The following is a 22073-nucleotide window of genomic DNA, read 5'->3' as shown; positions in this document are numbered from 1 at the left end:
GAGCGGATGGATCGCGCGTGGTACTGGAAGGCCGGACTGATTCTGGCCGTCACCGTCTTTTCGGTCTGGGCCCTGGTGCCCAGCTTCACCTACTTCCGGCTGCCTGCGGGCGAGCGCAACGAAGCCAGCGTCTTCGAGAAGGCGCGGCCGAAGTGGGCCCCGGCGAAGCACCTCAACCTCGGCCTCGACCTGCAGGGCGGAATCCACCTGGTGATGGGCGTCGAAGTCGACCGCGCCGTGCGGGAGAAGGCGGTGCGGCGCGCGGAGGAGATCGCTGCGGAGATGGACCGCAAGGGCGTCAAGGGCGCGGACGTCCGGGGCGATCCCGATACCGGCATCGTCAGCGTGACGGTTCCGGACCTCGACAAGGGGAAAGAGGTCATCGGCTACTTCAACGACATGTACGTCCGCCGGACCTCGGGCAAGACCATCGAGCTCGCCATGAAGGACGACGCGGTCAAGACGCTCAAGGAAAGCGCCGTGGACCAAGCGGTGAAGACCATCCGCAACCGCGTAGACAAGTGGGGCGTCTCCGAGCCGACCATCGCGAAGCGGGGAGACGCGTCGATCCTGGTCCAGCTTCCCGGGTATTCCAATCCGGAGAAGGCGAAGGATCTGATCGGGAAGACTGCGCAGCTGGAGTTCAAGATCGTCGACGACACCGATCAAACCGTCACCAAGCTCAAGGACCTGCCGCCGGGAGTCACCCTCAACTGGGACCGGTACAACGGCGCGGGCGATGCGCTCGTGTCGTCGCCGTATCTGGAGTCGAAGGATCGGGCGGCGCTCGTGCAGTACCTGAAGGACAAGGCGCCCTCCGGGCACGTCTTTGCCATCGGCAAGGTCGAGGGCCGCGCCCGCGCCGATGCGACGTACCGCTCCTGGCTCCTCGATCAGAAGCAGGGCATGACCGGCGAGTACATCACGGACGCGGCGGTTCGCTTCGACAATTCACCGGGTGAGGGGAACCGGCCCTACGTCGAAGTGCGGTTCAACCGCACCGGCGCTGATCTGTTCGGGAAGCTGACGAAGGAAAACGTCAAGCGGCGGATGGCGATCGTCCTCGAGGACACCGTCGACTCGGCGCCGATCATCCAGACGGAGATTCCCGGCGGCATCTGCTCCATCCATCTCGGCGGCCTGAAGCCGGTCAACGAGGTCGTTGAGGAAGCGAGGCAGCTCGTCCTGCTCCTCCAGTCGGGTGCGCTGCCCGCGCCGGTGCGCATCCTCGAGGAGCGCAGCGTGGGCGCTTCGCTGGGGCCGGAGCTGATCCGCCGGGGATCGATGGCCGCGTTGATCGGCCTGCTGGCGGTGCTCGCGTTCATGGCGGTGTACTACCGGTTCTCCGGCCTGGTCGCCGACGTCGCGCTGGTGCTCAACGGCCTCGTGGTGCTGGCGATCATGGCCGCGATCAACTCCACCCTGACGCTTCCCGGCATCGCGGGCTTCGTGCTCACCCTCGGGATGGCGGTGGACGCGAACGTGCTCATCAACGAGCGCATCCGCGAGGAGCTGAAGACGGGCAGGAACATCGCGGCGGCGGTGAAGACCGGCTACGACAAGGTGTTCTGGACCATCTTCGACGGGCACGTCACCGCGCTGGTGGCCGGGTTCGTGATCCGCGCATACGGCTCGGGGCCGGTGCGCGGATTTGCCACCACGCTGATCATCGGACTGCTCGCCTCGATGTTCACCTCCATCGTCGTCACCCGGGCGATCGTGGAGTGGTTCGTCTCGCATGGCCGCCTCCACAAGGCCGTGACCTTCTAGGAGCCGCGTCATGGAAATGAAGTATTTCGATCTGATCAAGCCCGGCACCACGCACGACTTCGTCAAGTACCGCCGCATCGCGGTGGTCGTGTCCTTGATCGTCAACGCGCTCGTCCTCGTGGGGGTCATCGTCTGGCCGGGCCTGAACTACGGAGTCGACTTCGCGGGCGGCACCGAGCTGCAGGTCCACTTCAAGAAGCCGGTCGAGCCCGGCGAGATCCGCGACCTCGTCGGTCACCAGGGATTCGGCGAGCCCACCGTCCAGCGCTACGGCAACGAGGCGGAGAACCAGTTCCTCGTCCGGGTGGAGCGCATCGCGCTGCTCACGCCCGACAAGGCGCAGCAGATCAAGGCGTCCGTCTCGCAGGCGCTTCCGGGGTTGCAGAGCTTTCGGTTCGACCCGGAGGTCGGCGACAAGCTGGACTTCTTCTTCAAGCAGGCCGTGGACGAGAACACGCTGCGCTCAGCGGTAGAGAAGCAGGGCACGCCGGTGAAGGAGATCCGGCAGCTGGTGGCGCGCGAAGGGGCGGAGCAGGAGTACACCGTCATCACCCAGGGGACGGCGGACAAGATCGGCGCCGCGTTGCGGGAGAAGTACGGCCAGGACCAGGTCGACGTCGTCCGGACCGACTACGTCGGTCCCCAGGTGGGAAAGCAGCTGCGGGTCGACGGCATCCTCGCGGTCGTCTACGCGATCGGGATGATCCTGATCTACGTCGGGTTCCGGTTCGACTTTCGCTTTTCTCCGGGCGTGGTGATCGCCCTGGTGCACGACGCCATCATCACGCTGGGATTCTTCCTCGTCAGCCGGCACGAGTTCAACCTGACGTCGGTGACCGTGATCCTGACGGTGGTCGGGTACTCGGTGAACGACACCATCGTCATCTACGACCGGATTCGCGAGAACGCGCGCACGCACAAGGGCCGGCCGCTGCGCGACATCGTCAATCTCTCGATCAACCAGATGCTCGGCCGCACCATCCTCACCTCGGGAGCGACGGCGCTCTCGCTGCTCGGGCTTCTGCTCTACGGCGTCGGCACCATCTGGGACTTCGCTGCCGCCATGCTGGTCGGCATCATCTCGGGCACGTACTCCACCTGGTACATCGCGAGCCCGATGACCATCTGGCTGGAGGAGCACGCCGACCAGCGCAAGGCCATCGAGGAAGCGCGGCCCAAGCCGAAGAAACCGGAGCAGCCTCGCACCGCGGCGGCGCGCTGATTAGCCGCTGCCGCACAGAAAGGTGCGGCTCTGCGGCTACTTCCGAGACTGTACAGGTTAGAGATTCGTTCTTGTCGGACCCGCGTGCTAACACGCGTGGATGCGCTGGCAGTTCGGGCACGGAACCGGCCGCGACGCAGTCCAGGAAGGTTCCCGGCTCGCGTCGGCGCTCGGCGTGCCCGCGGCGCTGGGCCGCGTCCTCTGGGCGCGTGGGTATCGCGAGCAGGCGGAAGCGGAGCGTTTCCTCGAGCCGCGGCTCGAGCATCTGCCCAATCCGTTCGAGCTGAAGGGGATCGAGGCGGCAGTGTCGCGCGTGCAGCGCGCGCTGCTGCAGGGCGAGCCCATCTGCGTCTACGGCGACTACGACGTCGACGGCGTGACCAGCACGGCGCTGCTGGTTTCGGTGCTGCGCAAGCTGGGCGGCAAGGTGGACTTCTACGTCCCGCAGCGGCTGATCGAAGGATACGGACTGAACGCGCAGGCGCTGGCGAAGATCGCCTCCCGCGGTACGCGCCTGGTGGTGAGCGCCGACTGCGGCGTCACCGCGGTGGCGGAGGTGGACGCCGCCGCCCGCCTCGGCCTCGACGTGGTGGTGATCGATCACCACACCGCGTCGCAGGATCTGCCGCGCGCGGTCGCCATTCTCAATCCGCACCAGCCGGGATGCACGTTTCCGGGCCGCGAGCTGGCCGCGGTCGGCGTCGCCTTCCACTTGCTGCTGGCATTGCGCAAGCGGCTGCGAGAGGCGGGATGGTTCGCGGCGCGACCGGAACCGAACCTGCGGGAGGTGCTCGATCTGGTGGCGCTCGGCACCATCGCCGACGTGGTGCCGCTCACCGGACCGAACCGCGTGCTCGTGCACTTCGGGCTCAAGGAGCTGGCGCGGGGCGGCCGCGTCGGCGTGCTGGCCCTCAAGTCGGTGGCGCAACTCGCCGGCGAGGTGACCGCCGGCGACGTCGGGTTCAAGCTCGGTCCGCGGATCAACGCCGCGGGAAGGCTCGACGACGCGTCCGTCGGCGTCCGGTTGCTGCTCAGCGAGGACGCGCGCGAGGCGCGCGTGCTCGCGGAACAGCTAGACCGCGCCAACGCCGAGCGGCAGGAGCTCCAGGCGCGGATCGCGGGCGAGGCCGTCGCGCATGCGGAAAAGCTCGGACCGCCGGAGCAGCGGCGGACGCTGGTGGTGTCGTCGTCGGGGTGGCACGTCGGTGTGGTCGGAATCGTGGCGGCGCGGCTGGTGGAACGGTTCCACCGGCCCGCGTTGGTCATTGCCGAGGAGGGCGGTGTCGCCAAGGGGTCCGGGCGCAGCGTGGAGGGCTTTCATCTCTACGACGCGCTGGCCCGCTGCGCGCACCACCTGACGAAGTTCGGCGGCCACAAGCACGCGGCGGGCATCACTCTGGATACCGCCCGCATCGGCGCGTTCGCCGATGCGCTGGAAGCGCAGGGCAGGGAAGCGCTGGACGCCGAGCAGCTCTCTGCGCGGCTTCGCATCGACGCCGAGCTGCACCCCCGCGAGATCCACCTGGAGCTCGCCTCGCAGCTCCGCCGCCTTGCGCCGTTCGGCGCGGGAAACCCCGAACCGGTCTTCTTCTGCCGCGAGCTGGCGGCGCACGAGGTCCGCCTGCTCCCGGACAAGCGCGGCGCCGGCCCGGGGCACTTGAAGCTCCGCCTCGGCGAGGCCGGCGCATGCGCCGCCGAGGAGGATCCGACCAGCCTCGACGCAATCGGCTTCAATCTCGGCGGCACCGCGCTAGCTGTCGGTACACGGCTCGACGCGGCGTTTCAGCTGGCGATCGATACCTGGAACGGCGCGGAGCGGCTGCAGTTGAAGTTGAAGGGCGTGAAGGTCTGACGGCAGAGTGGTCGGCCCGCGAATGCGCGAGAGGCGCGGCCCGCAACCGGGCGGACCGCGCCCCTTCCGCGTTCGTTCGCTTTTTGGGAAACCGCCGGCGCTGGCTGCCGGCGGGGTAGTCCCTCGACTCGCCACCCCTCAGGCCAGCCCCCACCTCACCTTGCCGTGCGTAAAGAGCGCGCCGGCTCGGGCCGCCTCCTGCATGCGGATGCGCTCCGCCGCGCGCTCGAATTCGTGTTTGCACTTCTCGGAGCAGAAGAAATAACGCCGCTTCTTGTACTCGCTGCTCGGGGTGCGGTCGCCGCTCTCCACCGCCGCGCCGCAGATGGGGTCGTACGACCTCCCCTTGGTCCTGCTATCGCCCGAGTTCACGTGCCGAACCCCCCGCCTGACCGCACCTGATTCCACGATCTGCAAGTGCGACGCCGCAGTTGCGCACGCGGTGACGCCCGTCACGGTGCGTGAAGCCCTTCCTCTTATGGGAATTTCCGTGCACAGTCCGGGCGCTCCCCGACCTCCCCTGCGCCACCGCGACTGCCGGCCGCGGCGCCCGCTCGCCCGCCATCTCCGCCGGTCGCGTCTTGACGTTCTCGGTTGCCCCCTGCTCCGGAACGCGGAGCGCCGCGTGCGCCCGGAGCAGCAGGCCGGCGCCGAGGAGCAATGCGCAGGTGGTTTGCCCGGAGAGGAAGAAGCGTCCCATGCGCCGGAAATGTGCAACGCGACTGCCAAACCGCAGCAAAGGCGCGTCCGCCCGCCCGCTTGCAAGCTCGCCCGATCGGCCGATTCGTGTTAACCGGAGCGGCCCCTGGAGGACGAGTCGTGGCCGAATTCATTCGCGATCTGAAGCGCACCCACTCCTGCGGCGAGCTCACGTCGGGCGACGTCGGCAAGGAAGTGGTCCTCTTCGGATGGGTGCACAACCGGCGCGACCACGGGGGCGCCGTGTTCATCGACTTGCGCGACCGGGCCGGGCTGACGCAGGTAGTCTTCGAAGCGGAGGAGGGGCAGAAGGTGCACGACCTGGCGCAGGAGCTGCGCTACGAGTTCTGCATCGGCGTTCGCGGAAAGGTGGTCTCGCGCGGCAGCAACCTGAACCCGCGCCTGGTCACCGGCGGGATCGAGGTGCACGCCACCCAGCTCACGATCTTCAACCGCAGCGAGACGCCGCCGTTCCTGATCGAGGACAAGCTCGACACCGCGGAGGACAAGCGGCTCCGCTACCGCTACCTCGACCTCCGCCGCGCTCCGCTGCAGCAGACGCTGATGAAGCGCAGCCAGATGAACGCCGTCACCCGGCAGACGCTGAACCGCCTCGGCTTCCTCGAGCTCGAGACCCCGTACCTCGTGAAGTACACGCCCGGCGGCGCGCGAAACTTTCTCGTGCCCGCGCGCCTGCACCCCGGGAAGTTCTACGCGCTGGCGGAGAGTCCGCAGTTGTTCAAGCAGCTGTTCATGGTGGCGGGCCTCGAGCGGTACTTCCAGATCGTCAAGTGCTTCCGCGACGAGGACCTGCGCCTCGATCGCCAGCCGGAGTTCACGCAGATCGACCTGGAGATGTCCTTCGTCGCCCAGGACGACGTCTTCGCCGTCGTCGAGGAGCTGGTGACCGCGCTGTGGCGGGAGGTGCTCGGGGTGCAGATCCCCAAGCCGTTTCCGCGCATGCGCTACGAGCAGTCGATGCGGGAGTACGGCAACGACAAGCCGGATCTGCGCTTCGGGATGCAGCACGTGGATCTGACTGCCATCGTCGCCGAGTCGAAGGGCGCGGGCGTTCCCATGTGGCAATCTTTCTCGACGATCACGCCCGGCCAGATCGTCAAGGCCCTCAAGGTGCCGGCCAGCGCCAACTTCTCGCGGACGGAGACCGACAAGCTGGAGGAGATCGCCAAGGGGATGGGCGCGCGCGGGCTTGCGCGCGCGAAGGTCGGCGACAACGGCGAGTGGACGCAGAGTCCGCTCGCGAAATCCATCACCAAGGAAGCACGCGAGGCGATCAACGCCGCGACCGCCGCCGAGCCGGGCGACGTCCTGCTCTTCCAGTTCGGGAAGGAGAGCATGGTGCACACCGTGCTCGCGAACCTCCGCCTCCATCTCGGCAAGCGGCTCGGCCTCATCCCGGAGTACGGCACCCGCGATCCGAAGCAGACCGACTCCTGGAAGTTCCTCTGGGTCGTCGATCCGCCGCTGTTCGAGTACAACGACGAGCTCAAGCACTGGGTCGCGGCGCACCACGCCTTCACCCGCCCGCATGATGAATCCATTCAGTATCTCGAGAGGGATCCCGGCAAGGTCCTCTGCTACCGCTACGACCTGGTGTTGAACGGATTCGAGATCGGCGGCGGCTCCATCCGCCTGCACGATCCCGCGGTCCAGGCGAAGGTGTTCGCCGCCATGGGGATCTCGGCCGAGGAGGCGGAGCAGAAGTTCGGTTTCCTCCTCCAGGCCCTGCGCTTCGGCGCTCCTCCCCACGGCGGCATCGCGCTGGGAATGGACCGGCTTGCGTTCCTGCTCACCGGAGCGGAATCGCTGCGCGACGTGATCCCGTTCCCGAAGACGCAAAAGGGAACGGATCTGATGACCGATGCCCCCGGTGACGCCGATCCGGCGCAGCTGCGCGAGCTGCACGTCGCCGTCACCTACAAGCCGCCGGCGTGAATCCCGCGCGGCTCTTCGTCTGGACGGCCGCGATGGTCGTCGCCGCCTTCGTGGTGCCGCAGGGCGCGCCGCTCCTCGGCATGGACCTCGCCGGACGGGTCTGGAACGGCCTCCGCCTCACGCTCCCGTTCCTCTCGCAGACGGGCGACGTGATCGCCGGCGCGGTGGGCGGTGTGGTCGTGGGCTTCTTTCAGTGGCTGGCGCTGAAGGACGTCAGCGTGCGGTGGATTGGGATCGCCGCGCTCGCCGGCGTAGGCGTGGGCGCGGCGCATGCGGTCTACCCACCGCTCACCATCGTTGCGGCACCGGCGGCCGGAGCAATCGCCGGCTTGTTCCAGGCGCCGTGGAATCCGCGGTGGCCCCGCGCGCAGGCGCTGGCGGCAGCGTGGGCGGCGCTCGGCGCGATGCTGCCGTTTCCGCGCTGGGCAGCGGCGGCCTTCATGGTCGGGGCTGCGGTGATCAGCGCCTGGGGGATTGCGGGATCGGGTCCACGGCGTATTCCCTCGTCACGCGGCACAGTCTGAGAGCAAACATTTCCATTGCGACGCGGGGTGTCATGAGCGACGATAGCTCGGGTGACCGGCCCTCTGCCGAGCGCGACCGCTCGAGGCAAGGCGTTGCGGCGCGAGATCTCCGCGCTGGGGGTCACGGCGTCGTGCGATGCAGCCGATCTCTGGGCCGCCTCGCGCGACTGCTCCGCTGCCGCGCTGCTCTGGACGAAGGCGCGCGCCGTTCCGCACCCGCCGGACGTCGTCGCATGGCCGGAGGATGTCGAGCAGGTCGCAGCCATCGTGCGCTTCGCGGCGCAGCGGCAGGTTCCGGTGGTGCCGGCCGGCGGCGGCACCGGCACCTCGGGCGGCGCCGTCGCCGTGCGCGGCGGAATCGTCCTCGACACGAAGCGCCTGACGCGGCCGCTGCACGTCGACCTGGCCAACCGCGTCGCGGAGGTCGGCGCCGGCGTGATCGGCAAGCGCCTCGAGGAGACGCTGGCGCAGCAGGGAGCGACGCTCGGCCACTGTCCCGTTTCACTGCCCAGCGCAACCGTCGGTGGCTGGCTCGCCACGCGTAGCGCGGGAATGCTCTCCGCGCGCTACGGCTGCATCGCGGACATGGTTCTGTCCTTCGAGGCGGTCGACGGCGCGGGCGAGATCCTCCGCACCCTCGACGGTCCGAGCGGCGGGCCGGACCTTTCGCCGCTGCTGCTCGGCAGCGAAGGCACGCTCGCGATCTTCACCTCGGCGCGGCTGCGCATCTGGCCGCGCCCGCCACAGCGGTGGGTCCGCGGCATCCGGTTTCCCTCTCTGGCCGACGGGCTGCGCGGCATGCGCGACGTGCTGCGGGCGGGACTGCGTCCGGCGATCGCGCACCTGCACGACCCGCTGGACACGCTGCTCGCCGGCGCCGGCCCGCTGCGCGTTCCACAGCCGCTCAAGTGGCTGGTCGACGGAGCGCAGGCAGAAGCGCTGCGTCTCTCGCTCCGCGCGCCGCTGCTGCTGAACCGTCTTGCGGACGCGTTGCCCTCGGCGGCGCTCCTGGTGCTCGGTTTCGAGGGGACGTCCGAGGACGACGGGGCGCGCGAAGGCGACGTAGCGCTGGGGATCTGCGACGCCGCCCGCGGCGAGGATCAGGGGGTCGTGGCCGGAGAGCGCAGTCTTGCTTCCGCGGATCGCGTGCGCTGGATGAAGGCGCCGCTGTTCGCAGCCGGCGCCTTCGTCGAGACGCTGGACTTCGCGACCACGTGGGATCGCGCGGAGGCGCTCTGCGTCGCCGTCCGGAGGGCGGTGGAGGATCTCGCCTTCGTGCGCGCGCGATTCGCCCACGCGACGCCGCAGGGGTGCGCGATCGAGATCGCCTTGCTCGGACTCGGCGGCGCGGCCGCCGCGGCGATCGCGCGCGGGTCGCCGGAGGACGCCGAAGCGGATCTCGAGGAGGCGCAGAAGCGCAGGGACACGGTCGTCACGGCCGCGCTCTCCGCCGTCACCGACGAAGGAGGAACGATCTCACACCATTCCGGCGTCGGCGCGGAACGGCAGCTCTTCCTTCGGCGCGAGCTCGGCGAGGGCGTCCGGCAGCTTCGCGCTCTGAAGAAGGCCTTCGACCCGCACGGCATCCTCAATCCCGGAAAGCTGCTCCTGTGACGTTGCGCGACGACCTCTCCGCCACCGGCGCGACGCTCGTCGAGGACGGAGAAGGCGGTCTCCGCGTCACTCCGCCGAGTATTGCCTCGCTCGGACGGGCGGTGGCGGTGGTGCGCGCGCACAAGGTGCTCCTGCGCGTGCGCGGCAGCGGCGACGCCCCGGTGAACGCCCCCGCTTCCGGGGTCCTGCTCGACCTCGGCTCGCTCGATCGTATCGCCTCCATCGACGCTGCTTCCGGGATCGCTCGCGTCGAAGCGGGCTGCGGGATTGCAGCGCTCGAATCCGCCGTGCGCCGCGCGGGATGTACGCTGGGCCCGCTTCTGCCCTCCGTTCGCGCCGGTTCGGTGGGCGCCTGGCTTGCGGGACCGACGCGCGGATTGCGCGGCGTTCCCGGCGCGCGCCGCGAGACGGCGGCGCTGACGGTGGCCGCTGTCCTCGCCGACGGCCGCATCGCCGAGGGACGTGCCGCTCCGGCGAAGGCCGTCGGCCCGGATCTCGATCACCTCGCCCTCGGCGGCGCAGGGCGGCTTGCGATCATCGCCGCGGCGTCCATCCGCCTGTTCCCGGCCACGCCGGCGCTCGCCAGCGCGTGGAGCTGTCCGGACCTCGCATCCGCGGTCTCCGCGCTTGCCTTGGTGTGCCAGAACCGGCTCGCGCCCGCGCGTGCCCGCATCCTTGCGGGCGCGGACGGCGCCCAGCTTGCGATGGTGTGGGAAGGGCTCGAGAGCGCCGGCATCGATCGCGACCGCGCCGCGCATCTCCTCCGCGCCTCCTGCTCCTTCCTGCCCGACGTCCCGGGCAACTGGGTGCGCGACTCGGCGGACGGACATCCCGTCGAGGTGGACGCGCGCTGGCCGAGCTTGCGCGCCTGGTCGCCGCACGGCGACGTGCACCTCTTCGGGCTGCACGCGGGCGGCGCGTTCGCGATGCTCGCGCTGCCCGAGGCGCGTCCGGCGGACGAGTCCGCCGCGCTCGCCCGCGCCGCCGGAACGCGGGTGATTGCGCCGCGGCGGCTGCGCGATGCAGGGCCGGGATGGGAATCGGCGGGCGCGGCGGCGCCATGGCAGCGTCTGCTCGAGGCGCTCGGAGTCGAAGCGTGACGGCGCTGCAGCGGGCACACGAGCTCTGCGAGTTCTGTCCGAAGCTGTGCCGGTTCGCCTGTCCGGTGAGCGAGGCAGAGGGGCGCGAAGCGCTGACGCCCTGGGCGAAGGTCTCGCTCGCGGCCCTGAGCGGCCGCGATCCCGACGCTTCGGCGGCGCTGGCGTTCGCCGGCTGTACCGGTTGCGATCGCTGCGCGCAACACTGCGCACACGACAACGACGTTCCGGCGATGCTGTTCGCCGCCCGGGCCGGCGCCGTTCGCGCCGGCGTGGCGCCGTCCCCCTGGTCGGAGCTGGCGCTGCGCTTCGCCGCCCGCGGACACGGCGAAACGGGAGATCTGGGCGCGGTGCGGAGGAGCCTGCCCGTCACGCGCGGCGAAGCGACGCTCCTCGCCGGCTGCGAAGCGCTGTCGCGCGGCGGCCAGGAGGTGCGCGATGCACTCTATGTCGCCGACAAGCTGGGGGTTCCGCTCAAGCTCGCTCCCGAGGACGCGCTCTGCTGCGGACGCAAGCTGCTCGAGGGCGGTCACCCGGAGCTGCACGCGGCGCACGGCGAACGGGTGCGCGGTTTGATCGTGCGGGGACGCCGCCCCGTGCATCTGGTGTTGCTCGATCCCGGATGCGCGGCCGGCGTGCGCGACCATTGGACGCTCCCTCACGGTTCTCGCGTCGAGCACATCACCACCTACCTGGCCCGGCTGCTGGTGGCGATGCCGGAATCCGAGCGCCCGCCTCCTCTGCCCGAGACGCTCGTGTTCCACGATCCCTGCGCGCTTGCCCGGGGACTGCGCGAGACCATTGCGCCGCGCGCTCTTCTCGCGGCCGCGATTTCGGCATTCCGCGAGCCGCCGCGATGCGGCGTGGACACGAGCTGCTGCGGGGCTTCGGGGCTGCTGCCCCGGACTCTCCCGGACATCGCGCGGAAGGTCGCCGACGATCGCCGCGCGGAGCTGGGCGGCCCCGCGGTCACCTCCAGCCCCGCCTGCGCCGCCGCCCTCGGCGCGACTGAGGTAGTCTCCGTCCTTGCGCGCTGGCTCGCGCAGGGGACGCGTTGAAACCTTTCCTGGTCGTGAACCCGCGCTCCGCGAACGGCGCGACGGCGCGACATTTCGACAGCATCGCCCACGCGGTGCGCGCCGCTGTCGGCGACGTCGAGCACGCGTTTACCGAGCACGCGATGCACGCCTCCGATCTGACGCGGGAGGCGCTCCGGGCGGGGCACGACCTCATCATCGCCGTCGGCGGCGACGGCACCCTCAACGAGGTGGTGAACGGATTCTTCCATCCGGCGCGACCTGGAGAAGCGGCGAAGCCAATCCGCCCGGACGCCGCGGTGGCGATGCTTCCCCGCGGCACCGGAGGCGACTTCCGGCGATCGATCGGGCTCGATCGCGATCTGTCGCGCTGCGCCGCGCGCCTCAGGAGTGAGCGGGGCGCGATCGACGTCGGCCGGGTCGATTACACCGGGAAGCATGGCACGCCGGCGAGCCGCTACTTCATCAACGTCGGAGAGGTGGGCGTGGGCGCCGAGGTGGTCGACATCGCGAATCGCTCCAGCAAGAGGCTGGGCGGAAAGATGACGTTCAAGCTTGCTTCGATTCGCGCGCTCGCCGGCTGGGACGACGTGCGGATCCGCGTGTCCTTCGACGGCGGGCTCGCCGAGAACATGACAGTGACGACGCTCGTCGTCGCCAACGGCAAGTACTTCGGCGGCGGCATGATGGTGGCGCCGGAAGCGCGCCTCGACGACGGGCAGTTCCACGTCACCATCTGGAGCGGCTACGGTCTCTCCGATTTCGTGCTCAAGGGTGCGTCCATGTACGACGGCTCCCACGTCCGGCTGAAAGGAACGCGGACGCGGACCGCTCGGACCGTGCGCGTCGAGCCCCGCGACAAAGAACCGGTCGGGATCGAAGTGGACGGCGAGCGTCTCGGCCAACTCCCGGCGACGTTCACGCTGCTGCCCGGTGCCGTCCATCTGGTTAGGTAGCCGCTGCCGCACCGGAGGTGCGGCTTTGCGGCTATTTCCGAGACTGTACTATCCTCGATCCATGCCGCTCCTCGCGATCCTGCTGCTCGCCGCAGCCCCCGGCCAGGACGTCGTGCAGCTCACGCAGAAGTCGCAGCTCAAGGAGCTGTGCGAGGCGCTGCGCGCGCAGCCCTCGGAGTCGAATCTGGACCCGGCACAACTGGCCGCGGCCCGGAAGGCGGCGAAGGCCCGGCGCGACGAGGCGGCGGAGCATTGGTACCGCGTGGAAGTCCCCTCGAAGGGATTCGCGTTCGGTCTGTACCGCGCGCAGGATCAGCAGATCGAGCTCGACGGCGACCGCCCGCTGCGCGCGATCGATGACATGCTCGTCCTCGACCTCGAGGGCATCGACGACGTGTCCTTCAATGCGCGGGCCGAGCAGGTCGCGACGTGGAACCAGCAAAAGAAGGCAAAGGCGTTGAAGCTCGTGGTGGTCTTCAAGCCGGCGGGCGATCGCTGCGCAGGAAGCGCTGCCGCGGAGTCGTGGCGCATCGCTGGCCGCGCGCGCTCGTGGGAATTGACCGGCGCACAGGGAATCGTGGCTGCAGCCAACGAGGACGGGGAGCCGGTCGGCGGCAATGGACCGCGCCAGGTGCGGGTCGAGAAGGTGACACTCGACTCCGACGATACCCCTCAGGACAACGAGGGCCGTTCCCGCTTGTCCTCCACGCAGCGCGCTCTGGATCGGTGCGCGACGGGCGCGCATCGCGCCGGAAAGCTCCTCGTCAGCTTCTCGGTGCAGAATGGCCGCGTCCGGGAACCGCAGGTGATCATGGATTCACTGCGCGACGAGAGCATTTCCGCCTGCGTCGCGAAGGCCATTTCCGGGACCGAGATGTACGGGACGGGGCATGGCACGGCCGCCATCAGCGTGCAGTGAAGCAGAAAGCATCCCAGAACACGTACAGGCCAAAGCGTGGTCGCATACCCTTTCCGATGAGTCGGGACCGCCTAGTGTGCGCTCGCCCAGGTGTCGCCCTGGCCGAGCTCGACGACGAGCGACACGGCGAGATCGGCTGCACCGCTCATCCTCGCCTTGACGAGCGGTCCGACCTCCGCCACTTCGTCGGGCGGCGCTTCCAGCACGAGCTCGTCGTGGACCTGCAGCAGCATGCGCGTCCTGTACTTGCCGCCGCGTAGCGCGGCGTCCACAGAGAGCATCGCGCGCTTGACCAGATCCGCCGCCGTCCCCTGAATCGGCGTGTTCACCGCGGTTCGTTCCGCCGCGCTGCGCGCCGCCGGATTCTTGCTGTTGATGTCCGGCAAGTACCGGCGGCGACCGAACATCGTCTTCACCATCCCGCTCCTGCGCGCCTGGGCGATGGTGTCGTCGAGCCACTGCTTCACCTTTGCGTACCGCGCGAAGTACCTCTCGATGATGTCCGCCGCCTCGCTCTGCTCCAGCCCGAGGCGGTGCGCGAGGCCGAACGCGGAGAGCCCGTAGGCAATGCCGTAGTTGATCATCTTCGCGATGTCGCGCTGCTGCCGCGTAACTTCCGCCGGCGGCACCCCGAACGTCTCCCCGGCGATACGCGCGTGCAGGTCCTCGCCAGACTCGAAGCTCGCCCGCAGCACGGGGTCGCCGGAGATGTGCGCCAGCACGCGCAACTCGATCTGCGAGTAATCGGCGCTCAGCAGCTTCCAGCCTGGTTCCGGGACGAAGGCTTCGCGAATCTTCGCTCCGATGGGCGTGCGGATGGGAATGTTCTGCAGGTTCGGGTTGACGCTGGAGAGCCGGCCCGTGGCCGCTACCGCCTGATCGAAGGTGGTGTGCAGGCGGCCGTCCTTGCCGATCACCGCGGGCAGCGCGTCGAGATACGTGCTCTTCAGCTTGGTGAGCTGGCGGTGCTCGAGGACTTTCGCCGGCAGCGGGTGCTGCTGCGCCAGCTCCTCCAATACTTCCTGGTCGGTGGAGGGCCCTGTCTTCCCGCGCTTGAGGACGGGAAGGTTCAGGCGCTTGTAGAGCACCTCGGCGAGCTGCTGCGTCGACGCGGGCAGGAACTCGCCGCCGGCGAGCTGGAAGATCTCCTGCAGCAGCGCATCGATCTGCCGGCCGATCTCGTCCGAGAGGCGTTGCAGGCGCGGAACGTCGACCCGGATGCCCGTCAGCTCCAGGTTCGCCAGCACTTCGATCAACGGTTTCTCGATTTCGGAATACAGGCCGAGCAGCTCCGGGTCCGCCCGCAGATCTTCCCCGAGCGCCTCGCACAGCCTGCGGGCGCCCTCCACCAGCGCGCAGGCGGCCGCGGAAGTCTCGTCGACGGAGATCTCGGCCAGCGGCGTGGCCTTCTTCCCCTTTCCACTGCGCTCGCAAAGCTCTTTCAGCAGGGGCAGCTCGCAGCTGATCCGCTCCCGCGCGGTCTGCACCAGCGAGTGATCGCGACCGGTGGGATCGATCAGGTAGGAGGCGAGCCGCGAGTCGAGGCCCAGCCCGGTCACGTTCACACCGACGCGCCGCCAGGCGTCCAGGTCGCGCTTGAGATCGTGGCCGTCCTTGGTGATGGTCGCGTCCTCGAGCAGCGGCTTGAGCAGCGCCATGGCCCTGGCCGCGTTCAGCTCCGCCGGTGCGAAGAGCGCGCCCGATGCGCCGCCGGCCGGACGGTGGCCGAGCGGAACGTAGACCGACTCGTCGGGCAGAGACACGGCGAGCCCGAGGATCTCGTCGCGCAGCGGCTCGTCATCGCTGGTGAGGGTGAGGATGGCGAAGCGCCTCGCCGCGCGGGCCTTGTCGACCAGGCGCTGGACGTCCTCGAGCGTTCCCGCCATCGAGCGCGCACCCGAGGGTGGAGTCGGCGCCGGCCGGGGGAGGTCGTTCACCAGTCGCACGAACTCCAGCTCGGTGAAGAGCTTTCGCGCGCGCGGCTCGTCGACCGCCTTGCGCTCCAGGTCCTCGAGCTGCACTGGAAGCGGCAGCTCCTCGTAGAGCGAGATGAGCTGGCGCCCTCGCCGGACGGAGTCGAGGCTGGCGAGCAGGTTTTCCCGCAGCTTCGGCTTCTTCACCGCGCCGGCGTTGGCGAGGACGTTCTCGAGGGTGCCGTACTCTTTGAGCAGGCCGGCGGCGGTCTTTTCGCCGACCCCGGGTACGCCCGGAATGTTGTCGATCTTGTCGCCCGTGAGCGCGAGCAGGTCGGCGACCTGCTGTGGGGGGACGCCCCATTTCGCTTCCACCTCTTCGGGGCCGTACCACTTCTCGTACATGGAGTCATAGCAGCGGATTCCGTTGACCACGAGCTGCATCAGGTCCTTGTCGCCAGAGACGATCACCACTTCCCAGCCCTGGGCGCGCGCCCGGCGGGCGAGGGTGGCGATCACGTCATCCGCTTCGTAGCCGGGGAAGCCGATGGCCGGGACGCGCAGCGCCTCGAGGACGCGGCGCACCAGCGGGAATTGGGGACTGAGGTCCTCGGGAGGAGCGCCGCGGGTCGCCTTGTATGCGGAGTAGATCTCGCTCCGCTTCGCCTTCGCCTCCTCGTCGAATGCGACCGCGAGGTGAGTGGGGCTGCCCTCGCGAATGGCACGCAGGAGCATGGTGGTGAAGCCGTAGACGGCATTCGTCGGCACTCCCTGCCGGGTGGAGAGGTGGGGCAGGGCATGGTAGGCGCGGAAGATGGTGTGCGAACCGTGTCGGATCGACAGTCGCGGCCGCCGAAGGCGGCTTAGCGAATGAGATGCGTCCTCAGCGTTCCCCGAAGACGTCCATGTCGACGGGAATCCCGCGGCGCTGCAGGTCGTCGTAGAAACGGGGAACGAATCCGGTCGGCACGAACCGCCCGACGACCGCGCCCTGGTCGTCGAACCCTTCCTGCTGGAACTGGAAGATGTCCTGCATGGTGATGACGTCCATCTCCATGCCGGACACCTCGCTGATGGCGGTCACCCTGCGCGAGCCGTCGGCGAAGCGCGTCTGCTGGATGACGAGATGGACCGCGCTCGCGATCTGCTCGCGGATGGCGCGCACCGGCAGGTCCATGCCGCTCATCAGCACCATGGTCTCCATCCTGGCCAGCGCGTCGCGGGTGGAATTCGCGTGCAGCGTGGTGAGCGAGCCGTCGTGTCCCGTATTCATGGCCTGGAGCATGTCCAGCGCTTCCCCGCCCCGGCACTCGCCGACGACGATGCGGTCGGGCCGCATCCGCAGCGCATTGCGCACCAGGTCCCGGATGGTGATCTGCCCCTTGCCTTCGATGTTCGGCGGCCGCGACTCGAGCTGGATCCAGTGCTCCTGCGCGAGCTGCAGCTCGGCGGCGTCCTCTATGGTGACGATCCGTTCCTGCTCGGGGATGCACCCGGACAAGATATTCAATAGAGTAGTCTTCCCCGACCCGGTGCCGCCGGAGATCACCAGGTTGCGCCGCACTTTCACGCAGGTGTCGAGGAACTGCGCGATCTGCGGCGTCAGCGTTCCGTACCCGATCAGGTGCTCCATCGTCAGGAGCTCGCGCTTGAACTTGCGGATGGTGAGGCAGGGTCCCTTCAGCGCGAGAGGGGGAATGATCGCGTTGACCCGGCTCCCGTCGCGAAGCCGCGCATCCACCAGGGGCGACGACTCGTCGACGTGCCGGCCGAGCGGAGCGACGATGCGCTCGATCACGGCCAGAACCGCCTGGGCAGAGCTGAATGCCTTCTCCACCCGCTCCAGGCATCCCTCGCGCTCGACGTACACCTGATTCGGGCCGTTCACCATGATCTCGCTCACCGTGTCGTCGGCGAGGTACGGCTCGAGGAGGCCCAGTCCCAGCGCCTCGTTGAGGACGTCCTGGACGAGCTGCTCGCGGTCGACGTGCGGATCGAGCTCGCCCGTCTGGTCCATGCGCGCGACGATCTGCCGGAGGGCAGCCTCGCTCTTCTCCCACAGCTCGTCCGATCCCAGCGCGTCGAGGTCCAGACGGCGCAGGTCGAGCGCTTCGATCAGGCGGTCGTGAGCGAGCTGCAGCGTGCGGCCGTCATCGCCGACGGGCGAAATTCCCTGCACCGGTGGCGGCGGAGCTGCCTTCGGGGGCGGTTGCGGCTGGCCGTCCCGGTGCGTCGCCTCGCTGGCGACGTAGTGCGGCCGGGCCGGCGTCATCGTCGGCATCTCGGCCATCGCGTCGCCGTCCTGCGGCTCGCCATTGGTCGGCGCCGGTTCCAGGTCGGGCGGCTCGACGTTGAGGATGAAATCGCCGATGTAGACCTTGTCGTCGGGCGAGATCACTTGTGGGCCGGCGAGCTTCTTGCCGTTCACGTACGTGCCGTTGGTGGACTTCAGATCGAGAACGATGATCCTTCCGTCCTTGACCACGATCCGCGTGTGCTTCTTGGAGATGTTTCCCTTGGGCAGGCAGATGTCGTTCTCGTCGACGCGCCCGATGGTGATCTCTTCGGCGTCGAAGTCGAGCCGCTGCGTGGAGCCGCCTTTCTCGGTCAGGATCACGCTGAATGACATGTTGGCGGCCCCCTCGAATCGACGAGTTTGCAATCATACCAGCACGGCGCGAAAGAACATCGCGGCCATCGGGAAAGAGAGGGCGAACGCGGCGCCGACGAAGGCGAGCTGGACCTTGCGCGGCAACGCCGGAAACAGGAGCACCGCGGGAAGAAGAAGGGCGTCGGAACGATACAGCGAGAGCCGCCCGCCCAGCATCAGCGGTGTCATCCAGAATGTCCCCATGCAGAGGGCAACGAGAGAGCTCCGTTCCGGCCAGCGCCGGCGCAGTTCCTGGGAGGCGAGCAAGAGAACCATGACGGCTGAAAGAAGCGTTTGCAGCCCGGTGACGAAGCCCTTCTCGTCCCGATACCTTGGATTCACCAGCGGTTTGAGCCGCGCGCCCAGGGAGTCGAGAAGATTGCCGCTGTATGCGTACTTGGCCTGCACCAGGGCGAAAGCGTCCCAGGCGCCGGTCTGGACCCGCATGACCAGGACCACGGCCGCAAGTCCGCCGAGAGCCCCCGCCACGACCCATGTCGCGTGCCAGCGGCGATGCAGAAGCGCCCAGAGCCCGACCACTGGCGCAAGCAGGACCCCGGTGGGGTAGCACGCGGCTGCCGCCGCTGCCGCAAGCGCCGCTCGCTTGAACATCCCGGACCAGCTCAGCCGGATGCAGCAGAGCAGGGCGAGCGCGCACAGCGAGACCGGAAACACTGCCGCCATGTAGACGTTGCCGGGAAAGAAGGCAGCGAAGGCCAATGGAGGCCACCGGCGGGCATCGTCGAGCAGCACCCAGACGAGAATGAGGCAAGCGAGCTGCGCCAAGGCGCTGATCCAGACAGCAGCAGTGGCCGGTGAAAGACCGAGCGGATGCGCGACGGCCGCGACGAGCCAGGAGTAGCCAGGAAACCAGGCTGCGTTGCCGCACCAGGCGTCGGCCGGGTAGTGCGTTTCGGGGCGGCAGTGTTCGAGCGGCAGATAACCGCTCGACGCGATCTGCAGATAGTACGTCGAATCCCAGCGGGACCAGGTTTCCGCCGCAAACGGATCGAAGCCGTGCGCCCAGGCGACGGCGGCGAGCAGCGCGCGCTGCAGGAGAAAAGCCGCCGCGGGAGGCAGGACCATCCTTCGGATCCAGGCGGCGCTCATCAGTCGAACATCGAGAAGGACACCGAGTCCTCAGCGTCCTTGTAGAGCTTGCGGGCGCCGTCGATCATCTCTTTCGCCTTTTCGCTCGCTGGCGCGAGCAGCCGTGGCGTCACGTAGATGGCCAGCTCCGTCCTGCGCTCGATGAAGCTGCGGCTCTTGAACAGCTCCCCGAGGATGGGAAGGTGCCCGAGCAGCGGGACCTTCGACACTTCCTTGTCCTCGGCCGAATTGTACAGCCCACTGAGGATGATGGTCTCGCCGTCGTTCACGGTCACGTTCGTCTTCACCTCGCGGACCCGCAGCCCGGGCAGGTCGAATCCGTTCGCGCGCGCCGAGATGCTGCGGTCGACGTCGCTCACTTCGGCGTGGATCTCCACGGTGATGTGGCCGGCGCGGTCCGCCGTCGGCGTGATGTGCAGCAGGATGCCGAACTTCTTGAACTCGACCGCGGACTGGTTCTGCGTGACCATCACCACCGGGATCTCGCCTCCGGCGAGAAACTCCGCCTTCTCGCCGCTGGCGCAGACCAGCCTCGGCCGGCTGAGGACGCGGACGGCGCCCTGGTCGAAGCGCGCCGCCGCGGAAAAATCGGTTGCCGCGCCCGCGTTCACGGTCAGGCTGGCGGACTTCTGCGTCTGTCCGGAATCGAGCCCCGGGATGGGCCGGACGATGCTGACGGTTGCCGATGCGCCGTCTCCGGTGGAGACGAACGCCGAAGGCGGTTTGATGCCGACCGCTTTGCTCGAGCCGGAGCTCGCCTCCACGAAATCCACCTCGACAAGGATCATCCTCTTCGCGCTGATGGTGACGAGGTTCTCCACCTTCTCCGCGGCGGCGCGGGTGAGCAACTCGAGCCTGCGCAGATCTTCCTTCGAGTCCACCGACCCTTCCAGCGCCAGCGCGTTCCCCAGTACGGTCGCGAAGACCGCGGCCAGCCCGTTTCTCTGCAGGACGCGGTTCAACGCCTCGGCGGCGAGCCGCTTCGCGTTTCCGCTCGGCCGCACGAACGATTTCACCGACGGATAGAGCTGTACCACCTGCTGCACGCGGTCGTAGTCGTCGCCGGTGAGCGTCTCGCCTTCCAGCACCACGCGCTCGCCGACGATCCGCACCTGGACGCCTTCGCGGTCTCCGAGGAGCGCCCGGATCTCGCTCACCAGCTCCTTCGGGTCCTGCCTGCGCACCACGACGGCGTAGCTGAGGCGGGTGCCGTTCGCGCGCCAGACGAGCAGCGAGGTGCGGCCCTCGCCCATGCCCGTGATCAAGAGCTCGCTTCCGCCGCCCACCTGCTTCACGTCGGCGATCTCCGGCTCGCCGATGGCCACGCGCGCGACGTTGCCGAGCTGGATCACCTTTTGCTGCCCGACGCCGAGGGCGATGACAGCGCCCTCCGGGGGTGCCGCGGCGGTGGCGAGGAGCACGGCGAGAAGCGGCAGACTTCCCATGACCGGACGCAGCGTGACATCCGGCGGGCAGAGACGCCATCGGTCAAAAGAGCGGGGCTCCGGTCAGGAATGCCCAAGTCGTCCCGACGGCGATGGCGAGTCCGTAGGGGACGGCCTTGGGGCGATCGCGCCGGCGGGCCTTCGCCGCGAGAAGCCAGAGGAGTGCTTGTGCGCCGCCGGCGACGGCGACGTCGAGGAGGACGATCAGGGAGAAGCTCCAGCCGGCGGCGGTGCCGGAGACGAGGCCGGCGACGGCCATCAGCTTGACGTCGCCGGCGCCCATCCAGCCGCGCCACATGGCGAGCGTGAGGGGGGTGGCGCAGACGAGGGCGCCCACGGCGGATTCCAGCAGGAGCGGGAGGCCGCCGAGCGAGATGGCGCAGGCGGCGGCAACGGCGAGCGCGGGATAGGTGACGGCGTTCGGGATGCGGCGTTCGCGTAGATCCGTGACGGCGCTGATTGTGAGCGCGAGGGCGAGGTCGGCCACGGCGATCTTCGCTTGCACCGGCGCTGCGGTGAATTCGCTGAGGAGACCGTCCACTAGCCGGTGCGCCTGCGGCGTCCGGCTAATTGAATGTGCAGCGGAGCTTCTCCGCGCAGACGTAATACTCGTCGCCTTCCTGGATCTCGCGCCGCGTCAGCCGGCGCTTGTCGAACCAGGTTCCGTTCGACGAGCCGAGGTCCTCGATGAACCAGGAATTTCCCTCGCGGACGATGGCCGCGTGCTCGCGGCTCACCTTGCCGGAGTTGATCACGAGGTCGCAATGCTTGCCGCGTCCGATGAGGAAGCGATCCTTGCGGACGCGCTCCAGCTCGTGCCCGTCGCCGGCCAGGAGCACCAGCGTGCGGCCGGCTGGAGCAGCGTGCGACGGATCCCGTGGATGCGCGCTGACGATCGCCGCGCGGGTCCGCAGGCCGCCGCCGACGTTCGGCAGATCCAGGCTCGTTGGCGCCGCGTCCGCGGTTTCTTCCTCGAACGACGGCGCCTCGCCGCTGGCCCCGACCCTCAGGGACATGCCGCCTGCCGCCATCTCGTGCGTGTCCTCCGCCGGCGGAGCGATGCGGAGCCGGCCGGAGTCGGTCAGCGCCGTTCGGGGGACGACGCCGAGGTTCGCCAGATCCGAGGCGACGAGGAACCCGTTGAGCCGGGCGAACGTGTACAGCGCCTGATTGATGAGCGAGTCGCGCTCGCTGCCCATCTCCATCGCCATGCTGCTGAACGCCTCCCAGAGATGGTCGGCGATGAGCAGCGTGCGCGCCGTCTTCGCGCCCTGATCGTTCATCGCTCGCCAGTGTAGCGGACCGGGCG

17 protein-coding genes are annotated in these 22073 nt (G+C 68.9%); 10 read left to right on the top strand and 7 right to left on the bottom strand.

Features of this window, described 5'->3' with window-relative positions; genetic code table 11:
• Positions 1 to 6: 6 nt before the first annotated feature.
• From secD to recJ, 3 genes are all read left to right on the top strand, one after another.
• Positions 7 to 1770: a protein translocase subunit SecD gene (gene secD, locus E6J58_07950; GenBank protein ID TMB39340.1), complete on the top strand. Its 1764-nt coding sequence runs from the start codon at positions 7 to 9 to the stop codon at positions 1768 to 1770.
• A gap of 10 nt (positions 1771 to 1780) precedes the next feature.
• Complete coding sequence (secF, locus tag E6J58_07945; GenBank protein TMB39339.1) at positions 1781 to 2992, top strand: protein translocase subunit SecF; 1212 nt, start codon at positions 1781 to 1783, stop codon at positions 2990 to 2992.
• Between the two features lie 100 nt (positions 2993 to 3092).
• Complete coding sequence (gene recJ / locus E6J58_07940) at positions 3093 to 4844, top strand: single-stranded-DNA-specific exonuclease RecJ (GenBank protein ID TMB39338.1); 1752 nt, start codon at positions 3093 to 3095, stop codon at positions 4842 to 4844.
• A gap of 138 nt (positions 4845 to 4982) precedes the next feature.
• On the opposite strand, the gene E6J58_07935 is transcribed toward recJ, so the two are convergent.
• Positions 4983 to 5216, bottom strand: coding sequence for a YHS domain-containing protein (locus E6J58_07935; protein TMB39337.1), 234 nt, complete (start codon positions 5214 to 5216; stop codon positions 4983 to 4985).
• A gap of 288 nt (positions 5217 to 5504) precedes the next feature.
• Between E6J58_07935 and aspS the strand changes: the two genes are divergently transcribed.
• From aspS to E6J58_07900, 7 genes are all read left to right on the top strand, one after another.
• Positions 5505 to 7499 (top strand): aspartate--tRNA ligase, encoded by a 1995-nt coding sequence (gene aspS / locus E6J58_07930; GenBank protein ID TMB39336.1) that lies wholly within the window; start codon positions 5505 to 5507, stop codon positions 7497 to 7499.
• Positions 7496 to 8023 (top strand): hypothetical protein, encoded by a 528-nt coding sequence (locus E6J58_07925; protein ID TMB39335.1) that lies wholly within the window; start codon positions 7496 to 7498, stop codon positions 8021 to 8023. Before aspS ends, E6J58_07925 begins: the two co-directional genes overlap by 4 nt.
• A gap of 51 nt (positions 8024 to 8074) precedes the next feature.
• Positions 8075 to 9637, top strand: a complete 1563-nt coding sequence (locus E6J58_07920) for an FAD-binding oxidoreductase (protein TMB39334.1) — start codon at positions 8075 to 8077, stop codon at positions 9635 to 9637.
• Positions 9634 to 10737 carry an FAD-binding oxidoreductase gene (locus E6J58_07915; GenBank protein TMB39333.1) on the top strand — a complete coding sequence of 368 codons (1104 nt, stop codon included), beginning with the start codon at positions 9634 to 9636 and terminating at the stop codon, positions 10735 to 10737. Before E6J58_07920 ends, E6J58_07915 begins: the two co-directional genes overlap by 4 nt.
• Complete coding sequence (locus E6J58_07910) at positions 10671 to 11792, top strand: (Fe-S)-binding protein (GenBank protein ID TMB39332.1); 1122 nt, start codon at positions 10671 to 10673, stop codon at positions 11790 to 11792. Before E6J58_07915 ends, E6J58_07910 begins: the two co-directional genes overlap by 67 nt.
• On the top strand, positions 11789 to 12727 hold the full coding sequence (locus tag E6J58_07905) for a YegS/Rv2252/BmrU family lipid kinase (GenBank protein TMB39331.1): 939 nt from the start codon (positions 11789 to 11791) through the stop codon (positions 12725 to 12727). Before E6J58_07910 ends, E6J58_07905 begins: the two co-directional genes overlap by 4 nt.
• Positions 12728 to 12788: 61 nt before the next feature.
• Entirely contained in the window at positions 12789 to 13646 is an 858-nt protein-coding gene (locus E6J58_07900; GenBank protein ID TMB39330.1) for a hypothetical protein, read from the top strand.
• Positions 13647 to 13717: 71 nt separating this feature from the next.
• Here E6J58_07900 and polA read toward each other — a convergent pair whose 3' ends face one another.
• Genes polA through E6J58_07870 form a run of 6 tightly spaced genes read right to left on the bottom strand, consistent with a single transcriptional unit; the run spans position 13718 to position 22047 of the window.
• Positions 13718 to 16402, bottom strand: a complete 2685-nt coding sequence (polA, locus tag E6J58_07895; protein ID TMB39329.1) for a DNA polymerase I — start codon at positions 16400 to 16402, stop codon at positions 13718 to 13720.
• 40 nt (positions 16403 to 16442) lie between these two features.
• Entirely contained in the window at positions 16443 to 18188 is a 1746-nt protein-coding gene (locus E6J58_07890; GenBank protein ID TMB39328.1) for an FHA domain-containing protein, read from the bottom strand.
• 33 nt (positions 18189 to 18221) lie between these two features.
• Positions 18222 to 19319, bottom strand: coding sequence for a hypothetical protein (locus E6J58_07885; GenBank protein ID TMB39327.1), 1098 nt, complete (start codon positions 19317 to 19319; stop codon positions 18222 to 18224).
• The gene (locus E6J58_07880; protein ID TMB39326.1) at positions 19319 to 20764 is read right to left on the bottom strand and encodes a secretin; all 1446 of its coding nucleotides are present in this window, start codon (positions 20762 to 20764) and stop codon (positions 19319 to 19321) included. The genes E6J58_07885 and E6J58_07880 overlap by 1 nt, the downstream gene beginning before the upstream one ends.
• Positions 20765 to 20807: 43 nt before the next feature.
• Positions 20808 to 21371, bottom strand: coding sequence for a prepilin peptidase (locus E6J58_07875; GenBank protein TMB39325.1), 564 nt, complete (start codon positions 21369 to 21371; stop codon positions 20808 to 20810).
• On the bottom strand, positions 21331 to 22047 hold the full coding sequence (locus tag E6J58_07870) for an FHA domain-containing protein (protein ID TMB39324.1): 717 nt from the start codon (positions 22045 to 22047) through the stop codon (positions 21331 to 21333). Before E6J58_07870 ends, E6J58_07875 begins: the two co-directional genes overlap by 41 nt.
• Positions 22048 to 22073: the final 26 nt, after the last annotated feature.

The organism is Deltaproteobacteria bacterium, assembly GCA_005879535.1.
Taxonomy (GTDB): Bacteria; Myxococcota; Myxococcia; order Myxococcales; family 40CM-4-68-19; genus 40CM-4-68-19.
Note: the sequence above shows the minus strand (reverse complement) of the source record. Positions and strands in the feature narration are given on the sequence as shown.

Coding starts and splice junctions, on each gene's coding strand:
- secD (TMB39340.1), top strand. CDS start 7: ATGGATCGCGCGTGGTACTGGAAGGCCGGACTGATTCTGGCCGTCACC.
- secF (TMB39339.1), top strand. CDS start 1,781: ATGGAAATGAAGTATTTCGATCTGATCAAGCCCGGCACCACGCACGAC.
- recJ (TMB39338.1), top strand. CDS start 3,093: ATGCGCTGGCAGTTCGGGCACGGAACCGGCCGCGACGCAGTCCAGGAA.
- aspS (TMB39336.1), top strand. CDS start 5,505: ATGCGCAGGTGGTTTGCCCGGAGAGGAAGAAGCGTCCCATGCGCCGGA.
- E6J58_07910 (TMB39332.1), top strand. CDS start 10,671: ATGGGAATCGGCGGGCGCGGCGGCGCCATGGCAGCGTCTGCTCGAGGC.
- E6J58_07900 (TMB39330.1), top strand. CDS start 12,789: ATGCCGCTCCTCGCGATCCTGCTGCTCGCCGCAGCCCCCGGCCAGGAC.
- E6J58_07890 (TMB39328.1), bottom strand. CDS start 18,188: ATGTCATTCAGCGTGATCCTGACCGAGAAAGGCGGCTCCACGCAGCGG.
- E6J58_07885 (TMB39327.1), bottom strand. CDS start 19,319: ATGAGCGCCGCCTGGATCCGAAGGATGGTCCTGCCTCCCGCGGCGGCT.
- E6J58_07880 (TMB39326.1), bottom strand. CDS start 20,764: ATGGGAAGTCTGCCGCTTCTCGCCGTGCTCCTCGCCACCGCCGCGGCA.
- E6J58_07870 (TMB39324.1), bottom strand. CDS start 22,047: ATGAACGATCAGGGCGCGAAGACGGCGCGCACGCTGCTCATCGCCGAC.